The organism is Methanomicrobia archaeon (assembly GCA_016930255.1).
GTDB lineage: Archaea > Halobacteriota > Syntropharchaeia > Alkanophagales > Methanospirareceae > JACGMN01.
On the sequence record JAFGHB010000049.1, the window covers coordinates 1 to 18,929 of the forward strand.

At 48.1% G+C, this 18,929-nt stretch carries 22 protein-coding genes; 8 read left to right on the forward strand and 14 right to left on the reverse strand.

Annotation, left to right across the window (positions count from 1 at the left end; genetic code table 11):
* Positions 1–1,331: DUF937 domain-containing protein (locus JW878_07320; protein MBN1762864.1), on the reverse strand; the 1,331-nt coding region annotated here is incomplete at its 3' end.
* A 186-nt stretch (positions 1,332–1,517) separates the two neighbouring features.
* Here JW878_07320 and JW878_07325 point away from each other — a divergent pair.
* Complete coding sequence (locus JW878_07325) at positions 1,518–1,730, forward strand: hypothetical protein (protein ID MBN1762865.1); 213 nt, start codon at positions 1,518–1,520, stop codon at positions 1,728–1,730.
* 33 nt (positions 1,731–1,763) lie between these two features.
* Here JW878_07325 and JW878_07330 read toward each other — a convergent pair whose 3' ends face one another.
* From JW878_07330 to JW878_07350, 5 genes are all read right to left on the reverse strand, one after another.
* Entirely contained in the window at positions 1,764–2,552 is a 789-nt protein-coding gene (locus tag JW878_07330) for an enoyl-CoA hydratase/isomerase family protein (protein ID MBN1762866.1), read from the reverse strand.
* 45 nt (positions 2,553–2,597) lie between these two features.
* Entirely contained in the window at positions 2,598–3,455 is an 858-nt protein-coding gene (locus JW878_07335) for a 3-hydroxyacyl-CoA dehydrogenase family protein (protein MBN1762867.1), read from the reverse strand.
* Between the two features lie 69 nt (positions 3,456–3,524).
* A complete protein-coding gene (locus tag JW878_07340) occupies positions 3,525–3,980 on the reverse strand; it encodes an OB-fold domain-containing protein (protein MBN1762868.1) in 456 nt (151 codons plus the stop codon).
* Positions 3,981–3,998: 18 nt separating this feature from the next.
* Positions 3,999–5,192, reverse strand: coding sequence for a 3-ketoacyl-CoA thiolase (locus tag JW878_07345; GenBank protein MBN1762869.1), 1,194 nt, complete (start codon positions 5,190–5,192; stop codon positions 3,999–4,001).
* Between the two features lie 65 nt (positions 5,193–5,257).
* Positions 5,258–5,950, reverse strand: a complete 693-nt coding sequence (locus tag JW878_07350; protein ID MBN1762870.1) for a hypothetical protein — start codon at positions 5,948–5,950, stop codon at positions 5,258–5,260.
* A 244-nt stretch (positions 5,951–6,194) separates the two neighbouring features.
* Here JW878_07350 and JW878_07355 point away from each other — a divergent pair, with 244 nt between their 5' ends.
* From JW878_07355 to JW878_07365, 3 genes are all read left to right on the forward strand, one after another.
* The gene (locus JW878_07355; GenBank protein ID MBN1762871.1) at positions 6,195–8,387 is read left to right on the forward strand and encodes a hypothetical protein; all 2,193 of its coding nucleotides are present in this window, start codon (positions 6,195–6,197) and stop codon (positions 8,385–8,387) included.
* Between the two features lie 54 nt (positions 8,388–8,441).
* Positions 8,442–9,686: a site-specific integrase gene (locus tag JW878_07360; GenBank protein ID MBN1762872.1), complete on the forward strand. Its 1,245-nt coding sequence runs from the start codon at positions 8,442–8,444 to the stop codon at positions 9,684–9,686.
* Between the two features lie 87 nt (positions 9,687–9,773).
* A complete protein-coding gene (locus tag JW878_07365; protein MBN1762873.1) occupies positions 9,774–10,670 on the forward strand; it encodes a carbohydrate kinase family protein in 897 nt (298 codons plus the stop codon).
* A 238-nt stretch (positions 10,671–10,908) separates the two neighbouring features.
* On the opposite strand, the gene JW878_07370 is transcribed toward JW878_07365, so the two are convergent.
* The 3 genes from JW878_07370 to JW878_07380 are packed head-to-tail and all read right to left on the reverse strand — an operon-like array spanning position 10,909 to position 12,220.
* The gene (locus tag JW878_07370) at positions 10,909–11,241 is read right to left on the reverse strand and encodes a V-type ATP synthase subunit F (GenBank protein ID MBN1762874.1); all 333 of its coding nucleotides are present in this window, start codon (positions 11,239–11,241) and stop codon (positions 10,909–10,911) included.
* A complete protein-coding gene (locus JW878_07375; protein MBN1762875.1) occupies positions 11,238–11,894 on the reverse strand; it encodes a hypothetical protein in 657 nt (218 codons plus the stop codon). The genes JW878_07370 and JW878_07375 overlap by 4 nt, the downstream gene beginning before the upstream one ends.
* 8 nt (positions 11,895–11,902) lie before the next feature.
* The gene (locus JW878_07380; protein ID MBN1762876.1) at positions 11,903–12,220 is read right to left on the reverse strand and encodes a hypothetical protein; all 318 of its coding nucleotides are present in this window, start codon (positions 12,218–12,220) and stop codon (positions 11,903–11,905) included.
* 173 nt (positions 12,221–12,393) lie between these two features.
* On the opposite strand from JW878_07380, the gene mobB reads away from it, so the two are divergent.
* Both mobB and JW878_07390 read left to right on the forward strand, forming a co-directional pair.
* Positions 12,394–12,843 carry a molybdopterin-guanine dinucleotide biosynthesis protein B gene (mobB, locus tag JW878_07385; protein MBN1762877.1) on the forward strand — a complete coding sequence of 150 codons (450 nt, stop codon included), beginning with the start codon at positions 12,394–12,396 and terminating at the stop codon, positions 12,841–12,843.
* A 93-nt stretch (positions 12,844–12,936) separates the two neighbouring features.
* Entirely contained in the window at positions 12,937–13,737 is an 801-nt protein-coding gene (locus tag JW878_07390) for a sugar phosphate isomerase/epimerase (GenBank protein ID MBN1762878.1), read from the forward strand.
* A 311-nt stretch (positions 13,738–14,048) separates the two neighbouring features.
* Here JW878_07390 and JW878_07395 read toward each other — a convergent pair whose 3' ends face one another.
* The 5 genes from JW878_07395 to JW878_07415 all read right to left on the reverse strand — a co-directional run bounded on the left by JW878_07395 (position 14,049) and on the right by JW878_07415 (position 17,559).
* Entirely contained in the window at positions 14,049–14,648 is a 600-nt protein-coding gene (locus JW878_07395; GenBank protein MBN1762879.1) for a hypothetical protein, read from the reverse strand.
* The gene (locus tag JW878_07400) at positions 14,645–14,950 is read right to left on the reverse strand and encodes a hypothetical protein (GenBank protein ID MBN1762880.1); all 306 of its coding nucleotides are present in this window, start codon (positions 14,948–14,950) and stop codon (positions 14,645–14,647) included. The genes JW878_07395 and JW878_07400 overlap by 4 nt, the downstream gene beginning before the upstream one ends.
* A gap of 18 nt (positions 14,951–14,968) precedes the next feature.
* A complete protein-coding gene (pyrG, locus tag JW878_07405) occupies positions 14,969–16,561 on the reverse strand; it encodes a CTP synthase (glutamine hydrolyzing) (protein MBN1762881.1) in 1,593 nt (530 codons plus the stop codon).
* 125 nt (positions 16,562–16,686) lie between these two features.
* On the reverse strand, positions 16,687–17,313 hold the full coding sequence (locus tag JW878_07410) for a hypothetical protein (GenBank protein ID MBN1762882.1): 627 nt from the start codon (positions 17,311–17,313) through the stop codon (positions 16,687–16,689).
* Positions 17,314–17,364: 51 nt separating this feature from the next.
* Positions 17,365–17,559: a methytransferase partner Trm112 gene (locus JW878_07415; protein MBN1762883.1), complete on the reverse strand. Its 195-nt coding sequence runs from the start codon at positions 17,557–17,559 to the stop codon at positions 17,365–17,367.
* 112 nt (positions 17,560–17,671) lie between these two features.
* Here JW878_07415 and cofE point away from each other — a divergent pair, with 112 nt between their 5' ends.
* Together cofE and JW878_07425 are read left to right on the forward strand one after the other, a co-directional pair.
* The gene (gene cofE / locus JW878_07420; GenBank protein MBN1762884.1) at positions 17,672–18,448 is read left to right on the forward strand and encodes a coenzyme F420-0:L-glutamate ligase; all 777 of its coding nucleotides are present in this window, start codon (positions 17,672–17,674) and stop codon (positions 18,446–18,448) included.
* A 102-nt stretch (positions 18,449–18,550) separates the two neighbouring features.
* The gene (locus JW878_07425; protein ID MBN1762885.1) at positions 18,551–18,916 is read left to right on the forward strand and encodes a 4Fe-4S binding protein; all 366 of its coding nucleotides are present in this window, start codon (positions 18,551–18,553) and stop codon (positions 18,914–18,916) included.
* The last annotated feature ends 13 nt before the right edge of the window (positions 18,917–18,929 follow it).

An 18,929-nucleotide genomic window follows, 5' to 3' on the forward strand; every position in this document is an offset into this window, starting at 1 on the left:
GAGCTGTTGACGAGCGAGGCTTTGATGTCCAGGCTCTTACCGCACGCCGCAACACCAACCGTCCAGTTAAATTGGAGGGTCGCTGCGCCATTTGCCGGCACTGTTCCGGTGGAGCTGTAAGGACTGCTGTAAAGGACCTCACCGCCATCCATGATATCGATCTTCACCAGCCCCTCATGCGTCTGGTCGATGCTAACCACATCGACCTTGATAGTTGCCTGCTCGTCCGGGCAATAGGAGCCGGTAATCCGATCGACAAGTATCTCAGAGATGTTGAACGGGCCCTTAACGACCGGGGCGCCAATCCCGTAATACGTCACCACCTGTTTGGTCTGAGCTGGTGCTACGTCAGTGGGCGCCCAGTAGGTGAGCACGGCGCTATCGGAGAACGGACTTCCGGAATAGACGGTATTCTCCCACGCTTGCTCGCTCCCATACTGATCGATCTGGAGCTTTGTGGGCGTCGTGGCATCTTCGCCTGAGATCTTCGCCTCGGAGACCACCGACGGCACGGTTGGATGGTCGTAGCCTTTCCAATAGGTAAAAGTAGGATTCAGATATTCTTCCTGGGTGGTCTTCACACCCACACCGGGAATGTAAATGGGCGCATCATCTCGAGCTGCGACCTGCGTATCATAGTAATACCGCACACCGATTTCTTTCGTACTGTTCCCCTCATTTGTAACGTTGATCTCAATCCTCGCGAAATCCTGAACTAACCGTATGGTCTGCTGAACGGTAATGTTTTCCGGGAGGCGCCAGGTCATTGAAACCGCATCCTCACCAATGGTATGCACAGGCTCAACCACGTAGGGATCCATCGCGGTAGATTTCGTAGTGTAATTCACCGACGTCGTCGTGGTATCAACACGAATCGTGAGATACGAGGTGCTTCCATAATACGGATAGCCGTATAAGAGCTTTTGCCATGCGTCGTTGTAATACCCACCGATCGTGAACCGGCCCAGACCAGAGGCGTTGCTCAGTGCGACATGGACTTTCTTAGTCTGATTCTGGAGGTCGACCGCTCCGTTTGACGAAACAGCGAGCCCATGATCCTTCTGTGCGCCTGTGGACTCCTCCAATCCTCCAGATCCTGCACTTTTCTCTTTTAACCCGTCTAGAATATTCGCCAAATTACCCGTTTTTTGCGCGCTACCCGCTGAAAGAGCACTCATCACGAGACTACCGACTAGAATAAGGAACACGCAGCCCACCCCAACCTTGCGAATAACTCTGTCCATTTTCATCTTCACACCTCTCACCACCTCAAAGACACCTTTCACTCGTAGCTCGACCGCCACCCTGTAGTGGCTATAGCCAAGATACATCAGAAGTACTTGTCCACGTCCGCTTAAAAAATCAGTTGGTTTTTCTCCAACTTTCAGGATGCCCCGACGAGATAAAACTACAGCGAATTGCGTTATTTTGGGGAACAATGCCTCAACTGAAGCTCTCTCCCCCATCCAGAAACCTCTTCAACTTCCGCGGCTATACGCTTTGCAATCTCCGCGAAGATGAGCACCGAGTACCGCGGGATTTGGATTGGACATGCAGGACTGCCGATTGCTCCGTCTCTAGCAAGCGGTGCGCTTCCATTGAGGATACCTATACCTGACGGATCGAAGCGTTCAAACCAAGATAAAAATCATCCAACGGAGTGCTACGGCTTTCACGATCTCGAATATTTCAAGCTGAAGATCTTGCAAGCATGTGGGCGGTTAGCCTAAAATGGGAGAAGTGCCGAATTTTTGGGTGCCCCTTTACTTCCCTCTAAATTCCGGCTTCCTTTTCTCTAAAAACGCCTTCAACCCTTCCTGTGCATCCTCGGTTTTCAGCGCGTCCTCGAAGCATTCCGCTTCATATTCCAGTGCCTGCTCCAGATCCATCTCCAACCCTTTGTTCACGGCCTCTTTAAGGATAGCCAGTATCACAGGACTTTTTGTGAGCAGCATCTGAACGAAGATGTCAACCGCACGGTCAAGCTCCTCTGCTGGCACGATTGCATTTACCAGTGTTAACCGCTCCGCTTCCGTTGCATCTATTCGCTCACCGGTCATCAGCATTTCCAGCGCTTTCGTCTTACCGATTAACCGCGGCAGACGTTGCGTGCCGCCGCCACCGGGAATAATCGCCAGATTCACTTCCGGCAGACCGAAAACGGCCTTATCAGACGCAATCCTGAAATCACATGCCAGTGCGAGTTCCAACCCGCCACCCAGGCAGAACCCATTTATCTTTGCTATCACGGGCTTCCGCATCGATTCTATTGCTATGACTATGCCCTGAAACCACTGCGAGAACGCACGTGCTTCTTCTGACGTTTTCTTCAACAGTTCCGCAACGTCCGCACCGGCGCAGAACGCCTTCCCTCCTGCACCGGTTATCACAACGACACGCACCGCCGCATCCGCGTCGGCTTCTTCTAATGCCGTACTTAACTCGGTTAATAGCGCGGTATTCAATGCGTTCAACGATTCCGGTCTGTTCAGTGTTAGCGTCGCAACCTGTTCCTGCTTCGCGTACAGTATGTACTTCTTTTCTTCGGTCATTGTTGGTATGACCTTCGTTCAGTCTAGTTCAGTCCAGAACTGTTACTAATAATCGTAGAACCCCTTCCCTGCTTTCCGTCCAGTCCAGCCAGCACGCACCATCTGCGTCATAAGAAGCGCCGGCTTGAATCGTTCGCTCCCCGTCTCGGCGTACATCGCGTTGAGCACTGCTGCGACGATATCGATCCCGATTAAGTCCAGAAGCCGGAACGGCCCCATCGGCCAGTTAAAGCACAAGCGCGCGATCTTATCAATATCTTCAACCGATGCGACGCCCTCTTCATGCATCCGCACCGCTTCGTTCATCACCAGGCAGATCATGCGACTTACGACGAACCCCGGCGAGTCCTTGACCATAATCGGCTCCTTGCCCAGCGATCGTACGAACTCGTCCGTTCGCTGTACCGTTTCCTCCGAGGTCATTAACGATTGTATTATCTCCACACCGTGCACGAGCGGTGGCGGGTTCATGAAATGCGTTCCAATTACCTTATCAGGTCGTTTAGTTACGGTCGCTAACGCAATAATAGGGAAGGTTGAGGTGTTGCTTGCGAGAATCGTATGCGCAGGACAAATTCTATCCAAGACCCGGAATATCTGCTTCTTCAGCTCTAAATCTTCATATGCCGCTTCGATAACGAAATCAGCGCCATTTGCACCTTCTTCCAGGCTCGTTGTCGCCCCTCCTCGGAGCGCGTCCAGAATGCTATCCGCCTCTTCTTGCTGTAACCGTCCTCGCTTCACGAAGATCGAAAGACCTCCCTGTATGTTCTTCAGCCCCCGTTCCAGCGATTCTTCAGTGCGACTGACCACCGCGGTGTCGTAACCCGCTTGCGCACAGATCTGCGCTAAGCCGTTGCCCATTACACCAACGCCCACCACACACACTTTCTTCTTGGTCATTGCTTCTTCCTTTATTTAGGTAGGTTCGCTTATTCAAGGTTACCCATACTCATATCATATGTTCATTCATTAATCGATAACGCTAAATACCGGGCATGAGCGAGGCCCACCGGAGTATTTATCGCCTTTGTAGGTATACGTGCTGCTCAGCTTCACCCGCTTACCGATAAGGTCTTGTGTAGCACGTTCAGTATCGTAATCGAGCCGCCCAACGACGGATGGGCCCTCATTCGTCTTCACTATGCAGGGGATATACGGATTATCATCCTCGTATCCCTCAGAAGGCACTCGAATGACCGTAAACGTCTCCAACGTACCTTTGCCACTCAATTCCGTTCGCTCAAGATCCCTGCTGCCGCACCACTGGCACACGGGCATTGGATGACACGTTATCTTGTTGCATGGCACACAGCGCAGCCCTAACAGTTTCCCCTCTCTGAGGCCAGCCTCGTAGTCCGCGTAGGTCAAAACCAAGTATTCCGTGGCTAACTCATTTTCTATATCCTCTTGCGTCCTTCCAGCCATTTTTACGTTTCCCCTCTTCTATGCACCCCGTTTCGTCCTGCCGAGAATAATATGACATAGTGTCCCGAAATCGCCGCCGAGTGTATCGGTCATTCCATACTCAGGAATCGGATCAATTTGATTGCCTTTCGGCGCGTCGCCGTGCATCTGCTTCACGATCCAGTAAACCTGCGATGCCCCGGTTGCACCTATCGGATGCCCCTTGCCGATTAACCCGCCGGACATGTTTACCGGTAGTTTCCCACCTAAATCCGTCTGCCCTTCTGCGGTTGCCTCCGCTGCTTCGCCCCAGTCAAAGAAGCCTATGCTCTCCAGCGCGATGAATTCCGCAATCGTAAAGCAATCGTGAACCTCGGCCAGGTCAATATCCTTGGGGCTGAGCCCCGCGCGTTTAAACGCTGTTCTCGCTGAAGTTATCCTCGAAACGGGCTTTGTTAAGTCCTCCATCTTCGATAACGGACAGCCTGAGCCTTGACCAGTCCCTAAAATGTAAACAGGATCATCGGTATACTTCCGCGCGTCCTCCGCCGGACAGAGCACCAGAGCCGAAGCACCATCGGAGAACGGACAGCAGTCCATAAGCGTTAACGGATCGGCGACCATACGCGAATTAACGACATCTTCCACCTTCAAATCGCCCAGCTTCTTGTAAAATTGCGCTAATGGGTTCAAAGCGCCATGTCGATGGTTCTTTATCGATACATGTGCCATCTTCTCTCGCAACGAATCAAGTGGTATGCCATACTTCTGTGCATAGACGCGCGCAGCCATTGCGAATACGCCAGGGAACGTGAGCCCCGCAGGACCCTCTGTTGGCGCATGACAGGCCATCGCGAACGTTCGTGTGGCAAATGACGTACCCATCGTCAAGGCTTTTTCCACGCCGCCTGCGAGTACTATATCGTGTTCGCCAGCACCCACCCACAGTGCAGCATCTCGTATCGCCACGGACGCCGATGCACACGCGCCCTCATATCGCGTCGCCGGTATCGGTCCCAGGTTGAGTTCCGCAGCCGAGAACGCTGCGGGCATGAGTTGCCCCTCTTCAAAGCCTGAAAGAGCAGCGCCTTGGAATAACGCTTCAATGTCCTTCAAGTCCACGCCGGCATCGTCAACTGCTTGCAACGCAGCCTCAGAAAACAACTCGAGTGAGGTCTTCGCCGCGCGCCCAAATTTCGTATGCCCAATACCTATTATAGCCACATCTCTCATTCCTCTCTCCTCCCTCTATTATCCTCTCCGCTTTTATTCAATAAATAAAAAAGCTTCCAGACAAATTACGTATACTTACACAAAAAGCGCTTCATCTCATTCAAGATAACCGCTTCACCGCTCAGTCGCACGTCGTCCGCAATCAGCACATAGCCGTCTTCCGACTCCACCATATTTCCGCGCGCTTTAATCTGCATTCCGAACGAAATACGCGCAGCTTTCTCCTTATCGCGTATCTGCAGAAATACGGCACCGGTGCCGTCGTCTAACACCATCGTCCGTTTATCTCGCTCCTCTGCGATCGATACGATATTCCCGTCTACAATGACGTCAAATGCACCGCCACATTTGACCGTATCCCGTATCGTTTTCCGTTTAGGCTTCGTCAACGCGGCATAACCGGGGAACTCAGCGTCATCCTCAATGACGTGTACCGACGTGTCTTTCCGGACATACAAGGTCGGCAAGCCTTTCCACCTCTTAACGGTCGCGTTCTCGATGTGCACGACGGCATCTTTAACGAGCGCTCCTCGCTCCTCTACCTCGGAGACAAGCGGTAATTTCGCGGTCTCGTCTGCAATGATGCCCTGAAGGATGACTCTTTTATCCCCTTCGGTCGTCCGGATCTCTTCTCGTGATACTTCTAATAGCCTGCCCATCGTGCCTATTTCCGATTCACCGGGTTTTATGCACTTCAGTTCTCTGGTTTTCCCGGTTGAAAAACTGAAGAATCCGTGTTTTCTGTATTCGCGCTGCATGGCACTTTGTTTTAATAAACACTTATTCTTTTAAGAAAGGTCATGAAACTAGTATGGGAACTAAAAACTCCTTTAGCCAAGGCAAAGGGCGTGGGTAGTGCTACCAATGAACGAAATTGATTATTCCGACAAGGAAGAATGGAAGAAGTTTGTGGAGGATTATGTCGTGCCGCTGAGGGATTCGGTGGATGCTTGGTGAGTATGGGAACTATTTATTATGGTATGGCCAATAGAGATTCCGTAGATGAATAAAACAGAAAAGATAGAGGAGATACTTGCACAAATACCTCCTAAGTTTCTTCTGGATCATTATTGGAATATATTGGATTTGATAAACTGGAGAGTTTTTGTCAACTTGGAAGATAAAGAGTACTTCACTTTTTCAGATCTCAGAGAGAAAATCACAGAAGAAATAAATAGCCCCCCTAATCCGTTTCACCTTAGGATATCCCTGCGATCAAAAGAGGTTATTGAAGAAGTTGTAAGTGAGCTTGTGAATGCGGGGCTGCTGATTAAAGAAGGGGAGAAGTTTAAGATAACAGATAATCTCTCAAAATTTTGCTATCTGTTAAAAAAGAAATTCCTAACAAACTTAAGGAGCTATGTGTTTTGGGGATTATGGTATCTTTACAATCGTGGTTCAACATCTTTTTCCACCGCCGAACTTGTTTCTCTACTCTCCTATCCTGAGAGAGATCTTTGTGAAGAGATACCCTATTTGGGCAAGTGGAAAGAAGAGCAGTGGTTTGAATTGCTAAAAAAGCAAGAAGACAGATGGGAGCTAATTGAAGAGCCCCATCCATCTAAATCCATCCTGATTAGAGATATCTACAACAGGTTATTTACATCCATTTCAAAATTATCAAAGGATGAAAATGAATTTTATGGGGAAGAAATTATCTCAACATTGCGTGAATTGGAGCAGAATAGTGCAGAAAGGATACTTAAAAATGCGGGATTAAAGTGCGAAAAAGATATATGGAAAATAGATGAAGAGGTTCTTAAAATTATAAAAATATTGCTGAGAGTTCCTGAAAAATGGCCTTCATTTGGCCATGTTATTTCCACAAAGCGTGACTTTAAGTATTTTAAGCTTCAATCCAAACAGATTTATGTGGATATACCAAGTACTACTTATTTTCAATATTTCTTAGTCGACGTTAAAGGTATTGAGGGAAATAATCCTGAAGAGGCATATGAAAAGGCAAGAGAATTAGCATCGAATTATAATCGAATTATTGAGGAATCTGTGGGAGGCTGGATGAGTTTTGTTGTTACAAAACAATCTGGCTATAAGCCTTTTGGAATACAGTTAAGAATATATTGGGAGAAATTTAATATTTTCTTGGATGATTTTGCTGAAAAGGAGATAGGTTTGTGGGGGAAATATTCTTACATTTTGGCGTGTCGCGCGCCTGCGTTACAACTTATTCTGAGAGGAAATCTCACGGAGGTACAAGATAAAGTAAAAGAAATATGCAAAGAGGAAATAACACTGATTAACCAAAAAATAAAGGATTTGACAGAAAAAATAGAAGAATTCAGAGATCATTTACTTAAAATAGCGCGCAGGAGAAAAACGATACCAATTGATCCTCTAACATTATATTATTTCCCTGAAATGTTATCCATACTGAATACCTTCCCCTATTTAGTCGAAAACGGCGCGATTCCCTCTTGTTATCGAGAAATGAGAAAAATTTTAGAAAATTTATCATGGGTTATCTTTGATGATTTATTGTTTTACCGAAGTAAAATAACCGGAGATGAGCTGTTATCTCCCTACAGGTTTGTTTCAAAAGAGTGGTATGATTTGGCCTCACAAAATCGACATATGATAAGAAATTTAGGGCAATTAAAAAAAGAGATTGACGGTTCGTCAGAGGAAATTTATCTTTATGGAAAAGGGAAAGGATATAATTGGACCAAGGGAAAAATTATAGAGACTTTCTTCGAGAAGATTTCTTATCCGATGTTCTTAATGCTTATCAACGCAGATGCTCAAATTCCCCCAGAATTGGAGGGAGTAGTGCCTCAATACGAGGTGAAAACATTGAGAGATCTCGCAATACTAGATTTAGAAAATATCATGAAGGATTTGAAGCATAAACGTTTATCTAAGTCTGATGAAGAGTTTATTGATAAACTCTCGGAAAAATTAGAAATAAATTCTCTAAAACTTATCCCTCTCTATCCCTCGAATGATTTTGTAATAAGCTTTGTGAGCAAAGTCTCTTCCATAAACCTTCAGAAACTTTACAACGAATATAGCCATTTTATTCACTCTTATTTCACATCTTGGCACATTTTTCCTTTCTCTTCTGTCCTCGAATTCAAAATATACAAACATCAATTGCAGATTTTTGATGATGCGATATTGAGCTTAATGAACTACTATTTTGGTTTATTCTCACGCAAAATGAATAAGGGTTCTTAATAGTCTTCCATAACCGTGAAGTCTTCAGGTTTAATGTATGAGAAGGTGTAAGAAATGACCCAGAGGGAATTAGAAGAAGAAACGGAAAAGTTAGTTGAGTCGTTTTACAACTATCTAACGGTAGAAAAAGGATTAAGCGAAGAAACAGCCTCACGGCACGTTGGACAAATCGAGTTCTTCGCTTTTCGCTATCTCGTTGATTACAATGGAAAAAGCCTTTTAGATGCTTCGGGTAGCGATATAGAAGATTATCTCGGGAATTGGTATATCCGGAAAGTGATGAACAGCACTAAGAGCGATGTTCGCCCTATACTTGTCGCTTTCAAGAAATTCTTCAAATTCCTCAGCGAACGGGGGGAAATAGACAAAGAGCAACTGGGAGATATACTCTCTGCATGCGAAGACCCTCAAACATACATCCGCAGATTTGAAACCTACTTTGAACTCGACCAGGAAAGCGAGGCATGGGATGCAGACTTCGAGAATTGGCTGATGGGCTCTGAAGAGGATATAGAAGAGGACTACGAGCAACCGCATAAAGTGAATGAAGTAATTAACCGGGCGTTTTCAGAAAAAGATCTGAAGTCAAGCAAAACCACGGTTTTGGAGGATTTCCAGACGTTCGTGAAATACGTTTCTGAGAATAGCGGCATGAAACTGACTGCTGCAAATAGCTTCTTCGTTAGAAAGCATGTTCTCGCGCTGAACGAAGCGATGAACAGCCCTGAAGAGCTGAAAAGCACTGCGAATCAGCCAGATTCGAGAACCATTCACCTGTTCTACAACCTGAGCAGGACTTTAGGTCTGTTCGCGGTGAGCGCGAGAAACACGTTAGAGATAACACCAAGAAGAGATATTTTCGGACGACTTTCACCAAACGAGCAATTTGTCATGCTGTTTGATGCGATGTGGACTGAAACGAGCTGGGAAAAGTTTTTAGCACCGTATAGTGGTGGGAGGCCGGAATGGGCGCAATCAATACGAGGAGAGATAGCTCTTTTATTCTCAAGGTGCGAGCCTGGAGAGCCATACCCGTTAAAAGAAGTGTTAAGTCAAGTCGGAATGGCGAAAGGGCATACAGAGTACGACTTTGTAGAGAATATTGTTACGGTGGCCGAGATCATGATAGGCGTTTTCGGAGAGCGGATCATGCAGGCACTTACGTTGTTCGGGCTTCTTGATTTCGGCTTTACGAAAGAACGAGACAACTATTTTGTCCGGCATGGTGTGGGAATAGAGTGGTTCTCGATCACGAAGTTTGGTAAAAAGCTATTTAGAGTTCTGGCGCAAGATGGATGAAAAAAGGAGAACTAAGAGCAAGGCTAAAAGAAGAAAGGCCGAGAGAAAGGATTCTCTTTTGTAGTAAATAGCCGTAGTGTGATTAAAATGGTTAAAAAGGATGTGATCGGTTTAGGCGCCTTGAATTACGATGTGTTGTACGCTGTGGAGCGAATAGCGCGAGGCGGAGAAGAAGTGGGGATAGTGGAGGTGAAAAAGGCACCCGGAGGCTCTGCAGCAAATACGATCGTGGCGTTAGCACGATTAGGCGCTGCGGTTGGGTTCGTGGGAATGGTGGGCACCGACGAAGCGGGCGATCTGATTCTGGACGATTTCAGGAGCGAAGGGGTGGAGACGCGAATAAAAAAGGAGAGCGGATACACTGGCGCTGCAATAGGTTTCGTTGATGCGCGGGGCGAAAGGGCGTTGTACATCTATCCAGGCGTAAATGATCAGCTCTGCGTGGAGGACGTCGATACGGACTTTGTAAACAGTGCGCGGTTTCTGCATACCAGCTCGTTCGTTAGCGCGGAACAGTTGGAGATGCAGTGTGAATTGGTGAAGCACGTGAAGTCAAAGCTGAGCTTTAGCCCTGGCATGCTCTGCTTCAACTTCGAGCTTGCGGATTTGATCGGCATGCTAGAGCGCAGTGCAGTGGTCTTTCTCAGCATTGATGAGATGACCTCATTGATGAAGGGCCGAGCTGATTATGAAGACGGCGCGGCCGTTCTTTTAGATACGGGTGCTCAGATCGTCTGCGTAACGTTGGGCGCACGCGGCTGCTATGTCACTGATAGCACAGGTGTCGCGTATCTCATCGAAGCCTATCCCACGGAGGTCGTGGACACCACAGGAGCAGGCGATTCTTTCGCCGCGGGATTCTTGTACGGGCTGCTTCACGAGAAGGGCATAGAGGAAAGCGGTAAAATAGGTAATAAGGTCGCTTCGTTCTGCATCCGTGAATACGGTGCACGGAAAGGGCTGCCGTATAAACTCCCGTTATAGGGTCTGACTGACCATTGCATCAACCCCGTCCCTGCTACCGAAAGCGTTCCATCAAATTGTTCTGACGTTTGACGCGTGGTCTTCTGGTCGATCTTCTTCGCACACAAACATCGCGTAAAAAGCGTAAATGCGCTCAGTATGCATAATTACACGTTGCAAGCGGGAATGCAAATGCAACGCAAGAATGTGCAAAATACCGGGTTAAGGTGTGAGCGAGGTCAGCGTATAATGGAAGAACTTACTGAACAGCAATGCCCACGGCACGCTGGATCAACCGGCCTATTTCATCCAGTTCCTTTTCCATCGGGCCTTTTTTGTCTGGTATTTCGAGGATAATGGGTACGACGCTCTTTTTCTTTGCGTTTATCTCGCGCATCTTCTCTCTCGTTCGTGGCTCAGCGGCGAATCGCTCGTTTATAAGTATGATAGCGACATCCTCCTTTGCCACCCTGTCCAACACCCGGGCAATATCTTCTTCTTCCTCGGGGCCATACTCATACACCTCGTTTACGCCTGCAAACCTGAACCCCGCCGCCGTATCAGGGTCTCCGATCACTGCAACTGCGATCATTTTCCCGTGAATAGCGTCTTCACTATCTCCTCTCGCAGAGTAGTGGAAAGTCGTGCCATGCGCTGCTCGAACGTGTTATTAACCTCAATAGTCCCGTCTTTTCGCCGTACTATGACGCCACCTGCGGACTTTATCCGTTCATCCGCGAGCGATAACTGCACAGTCGCACCTTTTTCGCTGCTTATCCTATCGGCTAATTTTGTCAGCATTGCTTGATCTACATAGGATGCAGTCGCGTCCTCCTCGCTGAGTAGAACTTCCACATCCGCGCCTGAACTGCTCCCTGCGGCGATGCTCAGTGCGCTCTCCTTTATCAAGCCTGCCAGGATCTCAGGATACGAGAGTTCTTTGAAACCGCCGCTTTTAACGCCCTCTATTCGCTCCAATGCTGCCGCTAACGTTTTCTCTATCATCTCCTCTTCGACCGTCCATCGAAGCTTCCTCGCATCTTGCCGTGCTGCTCGGACTATTCGTTCCTTCTTCTCAGCACCTTTTCGCTCCTCGGCCGCAACAAATTGCTGCTTCTGCGCTTCGAGCTCCGCTTTCGCTGCTTCCAGCTTCTGACCCGCGTTCGCCTTCGCCTCTTCAATTATTCGCGCGCCTTCTTCGTTTGCTGCTTCCTTTATCTCCTCCACCATCTCTTTCGCGCCCATCGTCTGTATCACCTCACGCCTAAAATTCGTTCCAGCACGACGTTTACGGTACTGTCAAGATTCGATTTCGCGGCAGCTTTCACCGTATTTGCGTCTTCCTCTGCAGTCTTCATGATCGCTTCCTCTTCCCTCTTGCCCTCTTGGACATACTTGGCAGAGATTTCTGCGGCCAAACGCTGCTCATCTTCACGTGTCTTCTCCTGTAATCTCTTTACCTCAGCCTCTACATCGCTCAGGATTCTTGCGGCGTTCGCTTTAGCCTCTTCGAGTAGCTTCCTACCTTCCTCTTCACCCACTCTTATTATCTTAAGCGCTTCTACTGCCATTGTCTTCTTCTATAATCTGTTGTTTTTAATATAGATAGCTCTTTTTAAATCTTCCCGCGTTAATCTCAAGAGGATGGGTAGATAGGCAGATAAGCGAGGAATCTCGCGGCTATGCGTGTTGCCCCGGTATAGTGTGGCGCGAAGGAAGGGCGAGAGAGAGGGATGGATACTGGATGAAAGTGGTGGCTATAGTAGGGAAGAAGAAGTCAGGGAAAACGGCGCTTATCGCACAGTTGATCCCGTATTTGAAGGAATACGGTAACGTTGGCTGCATAAAGCACGCACATGAGTTAGATCTGGATACGCCCATTGTACGAGATACCGATCGGTTCGTTACCGCGGGAGCGGAGGTTGTTATCGGTGCTTCGGAAGACGGGACGATGAAACTGTACGGACGCAAGGCTTTAACAGATCTGATCGCGGAAATGGCGGAATCGGGCGTGGATTTCGTGCTCGTTGAGGGCTTTAAGAGCAGCGACCTGCCGAAGATAGCGCTGAACAACTTTTCGGCTGACGAAGTCGGTAACATCATCACGCATGTGGATTCCGGCGGAGATGCGGAGCTGCAAGAGAAGCGGATCAACGAGTTAGTTCAACTCATTCTCGCGTTGGACGATTACTAACAACCCTTCCTTTAAATAGGAAGCTTTACCAAAGAACGAACCGATTCTTTTTTCTTGGTGCAGGTCACATAAAAAGCGAAGGTGACAGTCGTTATGAACGCGAAGATAAGCTTTTCCTCGATAGATGCACGGAGCAGTCCTCCGGAATGGATATATCGCCTGGAAGAAGCGGGCTTTCAAGGCTGGGAGATAGTAGACGAAGGTCTGCAGAAGGTGGAAGGTGAATTGAAAGAGCGGGTGCGAGAACTGCATGAAACGACGGATCTTGTCTTTTCCTTGCACACGCCACTCTCGGATATTAATATCGCAAGTGTAAACGAGCGAATGTGGGAGGAAAGCCTGCGACAAGTGAAGGAGAGCATCGAGAATACCTACGAGTTCATAGACGATATATGCGTCGTGCATCCGGGCTTTTTCTCACCGTTGTCAGTGCAGCTGCCGGAGACGGCGGTTCGGAAGGCTATCGCGAGTTTAAAGGCACTCTGTGAGTTCGCCGCGGACCGGGGATTACGCATAGCGGTAGAGAACCTGACATCTGCGAATATGCTGCTGGGCAGGTATCCCGACGAACTCGTTCAACTCGTGCGCGGTGCGAATATGGACAATCTTGGTGTATGCCTCGACGTCGGGCATGCGAATACGACGCGGAAATTGGACGAGTTCCTGGCTATTACGGCTCAGGCAGAGGATGTGAAGATAATACACGTGCATGCGAGCGATAACTTAGGCGAGCAGGACCTTCATTTGCCGTTGGGCGAAGGCAATCTTGATTGGAAGAAAGTGTTAAACGGGATTAATACCAACGGCTATAAGGGGCTCGTGGTGCTGGAGCTGTACTCATTAGAGGCTGGGATAGCGAGTTTGGAGTTTATTAATAACACGGCTTCACAATAAACTTCGCCTCTTCCGGCGCGTTCCGGTTCAGTAACCCTTGCACAATCGCGCGGTTACACGTGACGTGACTTATCAGTGAGCGTAGCGGTTTTCTTCCGTTTGCTTGTCGTGCCTCTGACCTGTTCGTAGACCTTGGTGAGAATTTTTTAGTGCTTCTAATTAAATTTATACACTCTAAACACAAAAAGATTCGGCATTAACAACGATTGAAATCAATTTAGAGTGCAAAGAGGATTTTAAAGAAAAAAATCAAATATTTTTGAAAATATTGACTATATCTTCAGGATTCTTTTGTACTGGATCGTGTAAAATCACTTTGTATACCATCTTTTTAGTATTTCAATACCCTCTTTCTCCTTCTTACGATTGGTTTCGAGTAAATGAACTATATCCAGTCTTTTATCAAGATATTGCACAACTAACTTGGTGTTTACTCCGTTCATATTGTGATCACGCAATGGGAGATGAGTGGCATTGGTCAACTTTTTCCCCCATCCATCTATGCTCCTGTATTCTTTTGTACCCGTATCACTCCAATGAATTTCTTTTAGCCTAGTTTTAATAGATGCAACAAAGGATACCATATCCGCGAATAGATCATCATTTACGAATCCATTTATTGTACATGCTCTATATCCAAGCATCACATCAAAAACCAATCCAATTCTCGAATCAAGATCCCGATCTATAAATAAAGCCCTTAAGTCCCCCGTAGTGTGAAGAAGTGTATTTTTACGACCATTTTCAATTGCAAACTTATTAGTCGGCGCTGAATTTAAAATTTCAGTTAAGCTTTTATTTAGAGATTCAAATTGTTTCGTTCGATCTCTTCTATTTTGACTTCCTTTCCCTGAATGGATGACATAGAGAGTGGGACTGAGTGAGCTCTCTATTGTGTCATACAATTTCAATAAAGAATCAACGTAACGGCCCTATTTTCCTCTTTTAGATGATTTATTAAAACTTTGTCTACATTTTGATATCCATAAAAAGCATGAATGTGGAGTAATATCCCTTCTCTCTGTGCACCGTGAATATATTCAATCACATCATTGTTTATGAGATTATCCATCTCCTGTTCGAACATTGGTTCTGTGATGGATAGTTCCATAACTTCAATTCTCAAATTCCTTGCTCGATTTATTGCATTGCGTAGTTCATCAACTATGTATCTCTTAGTATTAATTGCCGGATTGAAACCGAATTTGACCATTATTTTGACCTCATGTTCCTATTGCTGCAAGCACGACCACAAGAACGCTTTAAACGGTGGGGACGTCCTGTTCGGCCTCGACCTGAATTCCGGATGGAACTGCGTGGCGAAGAAGAACGGATGCCCCTCTAGCTCAACAATCTCCATTCTCGTCCCGCTCCGGTCGCTGCCTGAGAAAATCAGCCCATCTCGCTCTATCTGCTCTATATACACCGGGTTCACCTCGTACCGGTGCCGGTGCCGTTCCACTATCTTGTTCTTACCATAGACACGCTTCGCCAGCGTGTCCTTCCTTATGAAGACTTCGTAATCGCCCAACCGCATCGTCCCGCCCATTTCGTCCACTTTCTGCTGCTCTTCCAGCAGATCGATCACGGGATGCGGCGTCTCGCAAAACTCACAACTATGTGCATCCTTCAAGCCTGCGATGTGCCGTGCAGCCTCTATCACCGCCAACTGGAATCCGAAACACAGGCCTAAAAACGGAATACTATGCTCGCGCGCGTACGCAATCGCAGTGATCTTCCCTTCCACGCCGCGCGAGCCAAACCCGCCGGGAACGAGTATGCCCTGAACATCCTTGAAGAAAGGATCTAAACTGCCAACACCTTCTAAATCTTCCGCTTCTATCCATTTTGTCTCCACGTTGCAGCCTAATTCCGTAGCGGCGTGCTTAATCGCCTCTTTTATGCTCAAATATGAATCCTCCAACTCCGCGTATTTACCGACAATTGCTAGTCGTATATGCTTACCCTTGGCTGATTTTCTCATCCGCTCCACCATTCGCGCCCACGCGTGGTCGTCCGTGAGCGGCGCTAAGTGGAGTTTATCCATTAGGTACTCCACAATCCCTTCCTGCTCCAGCAAGAGTGGCACCTCGTAGATATCGCCCGCATCCGCAGCGCTAATCACCGCCCTCTGCTTCACGTTGCAGAACATCGCTATCTTCGCCTTCACGTCCTCCTTCAGCGGCTTTTTACAGCGGCAGACGATGATGTCCGGCTGCAGCCCCAATTCGCGAAGCATCTTCACCGAATGCTGTGTCGGCTTCGTCTTCGGCTCGTTCAGGAGCGTAAACGGCACTAACGTCACGTGCACAAAGAGAAAATCATTATCATCCTCCTCGCCCTGCATCTGCCTGACCGCTTCCAAAAACGGCATGCTCTCGATGTCGCCGACCGTGCCGCCGATCTCCACCAGGCAGAGATCCGCATCGCTATTCGCCGCGACGTCCCGTATTCGCGCTTTTATCTCGTTCGTTATATGCGGGATGATCTGCACCGTCTGCCCCAGATATTCGCCCTTTCGCTCGCGCTCGATCACCGCGGAATACACGACACCTGTGGTTATATTATGCTCCCTGCCAAGCTCCACATCCATGAACCGTTCGTAATGGCCCAAATCGAGATCAACCTCCGAGCCATCGCCTAAGACGTACACCTCACCGTGCTGATACGGATTCATCGTTCCCGCATCGATATTGATGTACGGATCGATCTTTATCGGCACGACGTTATAGCCCCTGTTCTTCAATAACCTGCCGATGGAGGCCATTGTGATGCCCTTGCCAAGCCCACTCATCACGCCCCCTGTCACCACTATGTATTTCATCCTTAACCCTTATTCACAGTTCTTCTTTGAGGCCACTCACAAATAAAAAGTATTCGGTTCTTTGATTAACCTTTCGTTTTAAGAACGGTTGTTGATAAACTTTTTCTCTCCGCGAGAAGGGCCGGTCAATAATTGTAAATAACGACAAATATGAAGATTAACGAGGCGATTACTGCACTGACGAACATAGACATATAAGCGTGGGATTCGCTAAAGATGTGCATAATTTCGAGAGAGACGAAAAATAGGATCGCTGCGCACGCGGATACGGCCAGGCGCGATAATAGCTCCCGCTCATCGGTCGATAAAGCTCGTTCTTTCTTCTCTTTCACCGCAGTATCTACCACGACTTCCCGCTCTGTACCCGCTTCCTCCCCAATCGTTTCAGACTCTCGTGACTCGACGATCTCAACGGAAAAGCTCCGCTTGGTCGCGCCGTAGCCCGTGCTCACGGATATCTCACCGATACCGAATTTATCCACCGCGCCCGCATAGCTCTTGGGCAGTCGTACAATTGCCGCCACTTTCTCCTCGTCTATTATATACGCCTTATCCTGCATCAGCATCAACTTGTCCCGTATCCCTTTGCTCAGCGAGAAATGCACGTGTGTCGGCTCGCCGCGATTGATAACCAACAGCTCAAAACTCGTCTCCTCGCCGGCCTTCAGCGGAATCCGCAGTACTTCATGCTCAAATTCTAGCGAATTCAAACTCTTCCTGCTCAGGTATATCTTCTGCTGTATTCGTTCCATCTCCTCTCGCTCATCGCCCGATGGCGCTACTTAAGGGGAGTGTGTATATAGTCAATCAGAGCTTTCCCTCAGCTCTGGCGGCAAGAGATTGGGAATGCCCTCCTCGATGGGATAACGCTGGTCGCATTTCCCGCAAAATAGATTGCCTTCCACTACCTCCCCCTTATCGTCCTCCGCTACGATACTCAACTCCAAATCGCCCTTGCACACGGGACAGGCGAGTATATCCATCAACTCTTTTTTCATTGCGTATCCGTAGTATCCCACTACTTTTTAAAGCCTGGGTTATGTTAAATGTAACGTTCTTACGTTGCTAACTAAGTACGCTAACTAAGACCGAACGAGAAGGAACGAAAAGATGAGAAGTAGAAAATTCGCGCCATCGAACCGCCTGGAACTAATCGGCATCTCGGGTCTTCCGGAGATCAAGAAAGGCGATGACTTAACGCGGTTATTCCTTGATGCCGTGAACGAGCAAAAAGAGAATCTAGAAGACGGCGACGTGATCGTCTTTACGTCTAAAGTGGTCTCGAAGAGCGAAGGGCGGGTCGTTGACCTCTCCAGCGTGCAGGTAAGCGAAGAAGCGGAACGAATAGCGCGTGAAACGGAGAAAGATCCGCGGATCGTTCAACTCGTACTCGAAGAATCGAAAGGAATCGAGCGAATGATGCGGAATCACGTTATCGTTGAGTCCAAGCACGGCTTTGTCTGTGCGAACGCAGGTGTGGACGAATCGAACGTTGAAGAAGGGAAGGCGGTGCTACTGCCGAAAGATCCGCAGAGAAGCGCGCAGCAGCTTAAGACGGAAATAGAAGCGCGAAGCGGAAGAGCGATTGCTGTCCTAATTGCCGATTCGTTCGGTCGTGCGTTCCGTGACGGCGTGACGGGGATCTGCATAGGAGTCTCGGGCATTCCCGCGCTCGTGGACCGACGGGGGGAAGAGGATCGTTTTGGCAAAATCGCACGGATAACAAAGGAAGCGATTGTCGACGAGATCTGTGCCGCAGCGAATCTCGTAATGGGTGAATTCAAAGAGGGCATACCAATCGTGATTGTCCGCGGATTGCTGCTGGAGCGGTGCGAACGGGATATAAAGGAACTCCTGTTCAGTAGAGAGGATGACCTCTTCCGGTAGGCTGGAATGCTGGAAACCTTTTTGTTAGAGCATTTATAACATAAAGCTAGGATTATGGCTAAGAAAGTAGCGGCGCTTGATGCGAATAAATGCATCGGGTGCATGGAATGTATGTTCGCCTGTTCACGACGGGTGGGTAGAGGCGGGTTTGACAAATCGGCGATTTTTGTGCGGTCCGCTGGCGGCATGGAGCACGGCTTCGTGATTGTTGTCTGCCGGGCATGTGAGAATCCACCCTGCGCAAAAGTCTGTCCTACTGATGCGTTACGGGAGAGAGAAGGCGGTGGTGTGATATTGGATGAGGATAAATGCATTGGCTGTGGTAATTGTGCAGAAGCCTGTATCATGGGCGCTATCTTCTGGGATGACGAGAAGAACAAGCCCATTGTCTGTAAATATTGCGGAAACTGCACTAATTATTGTGTGCATGACGTCATAAGTCTCGTTGAGGCTGAAGCAGGAGCTTAGATTAGAGGGGAAC

Bases quoted from the DNA above. Each gene is read 5' to 3' on its own strand.
- JW878_07400 (MBN1762880.1), bottom strand. From the start codon at position 14,950: ATGGTCAAATTCGGTTTCAATCCGGCAATTAATACTAAGAGATACATA.
- JW878_07380 (MBN1762876.1), bottom strand. From the start codon at position 12,220: ATGGCAGTAGAAGCGCTTAAGATAATAAGAGTGGGTGAAGAGGAAGGT.
- JW878_07360 (MBN1762872.1), top strand. From the start codon at position 8,442: ATGACCCAGAGGGAATTAGAAGAAGAAACGGAAAAGTTAGTTGAGTCG.
- JW878_07390 (MBN1762878.1), top strand. From the start codon at position 12,937: ATGAACGCGAAGATAAGCTTTTCCTCGATAGATGCACGGAGCAGTCCT.
- JW878_07325 (MBN1762865.1), top strand. From the start codon at position 1,518: ATGAGCACCGAGTACCGCGGGATTTGGATTGGACATGCAGGACTGCCG.
- JW878_07370 (MBN1762874.1), bottom strand. From the start codon at position 11,241: ATGATCGCAGTTGCAGTGATCGGAGACCCTGATACGGCGGCGGGGTTC.
- JW878_07355 (MBN1762871.1), top strand. From the start codon at position 6,195: ATGAATAAAACAGAAAAGATAGAGGAGATACTTGCACAAATACCTCCT.
- JW878_07375 (MBN1762875.1), bottom strand. From the start codon at position 11,894: ATGGGCGCGAAAGAGATGGTGGAGGAGATAAAGGAAGCAGCAAACGAA.
- cofE (MBN1762884.1), top strand. From the start codon at position 17,672: ATGAGAAGTAGAAAATTCGCGCCATCGAACCGCCTGGAACTAATCGGC.
- JW878_07340 (MBN1762868.1), bottom strand. From the start codon at position 3,980: ATGGCTGGAAGGACGCAAGAGGATATAGAAAATGAGTTAGCCACGGAA.
- JW878_07410 (MBN1762882.1), bottom strand. From the start codon at position 17,313: ATGGAACGAATACAGCAGAAGATATACCTGAGCAGGAAGAGTTTGAAT.
- JW878_07345 (MBN1762869.1), bottom strand. From the start codon at position 5,192: ATGAGAGATGTGGCTATAATAGGTATTGGGCATACGAAATTTGGGCGC.
- JW878_07350 (MBN1762870.1), bottom strand. From the start codon at position 5,950: ATGCAGCGCGAATACAGAAAACACGGATTCTTCAGTTTTTCAACCGGG.
- pyrG (MBN1762881.1), bottom strand. From the start codon at position 16,561: ATGAAATACATAGTGGTGACAGGGGGCGTGATGAGTGGGCTTGGCAAG.
- mobB (MBN1762877.1), top strand. From the start codon at position 12,394: ATGAAAGTGGTGGCTATAGTAGGGAAGAAGAAGTCAGGGAAAACGGCG.
- JW878_07425 (MBN1762885.1), top strand. From the start codon at position 18,551: ATGGAATGTATGTTCGCCTGTTCACGACGGGTGGGTAGAGGCGGGTTT.
- JW878_07335 (MBN1762867.1), bottom strand. From the start codon at position 3,455: ATGACCAAGAAGAAAGTGTGTGTGGTGGGCGTTGGTGTAATGGGCAAC.
- JW878_07365 (MBN1762873.1), top strand. From the start codon at position 9,774: ATGGTTAAAAAGGATGTGATCGGTTTAGGCGCCTTGAATTACGATGTG.
- JW878_07415 (MBN1762883.1), bottom strand. From the start codon at position 17,559: ATGAAAAAAGAGTTGATGGATATACTCGCCTGTCCCGTGTGCAAGGGC.
- JW878_07330 (MBN1762866.1), bottom strand. From the start codon at position 2,552: ATGACCGAAGAAAAGAAGTACATACTGTACGCGAAGCAGGAACAGGTT.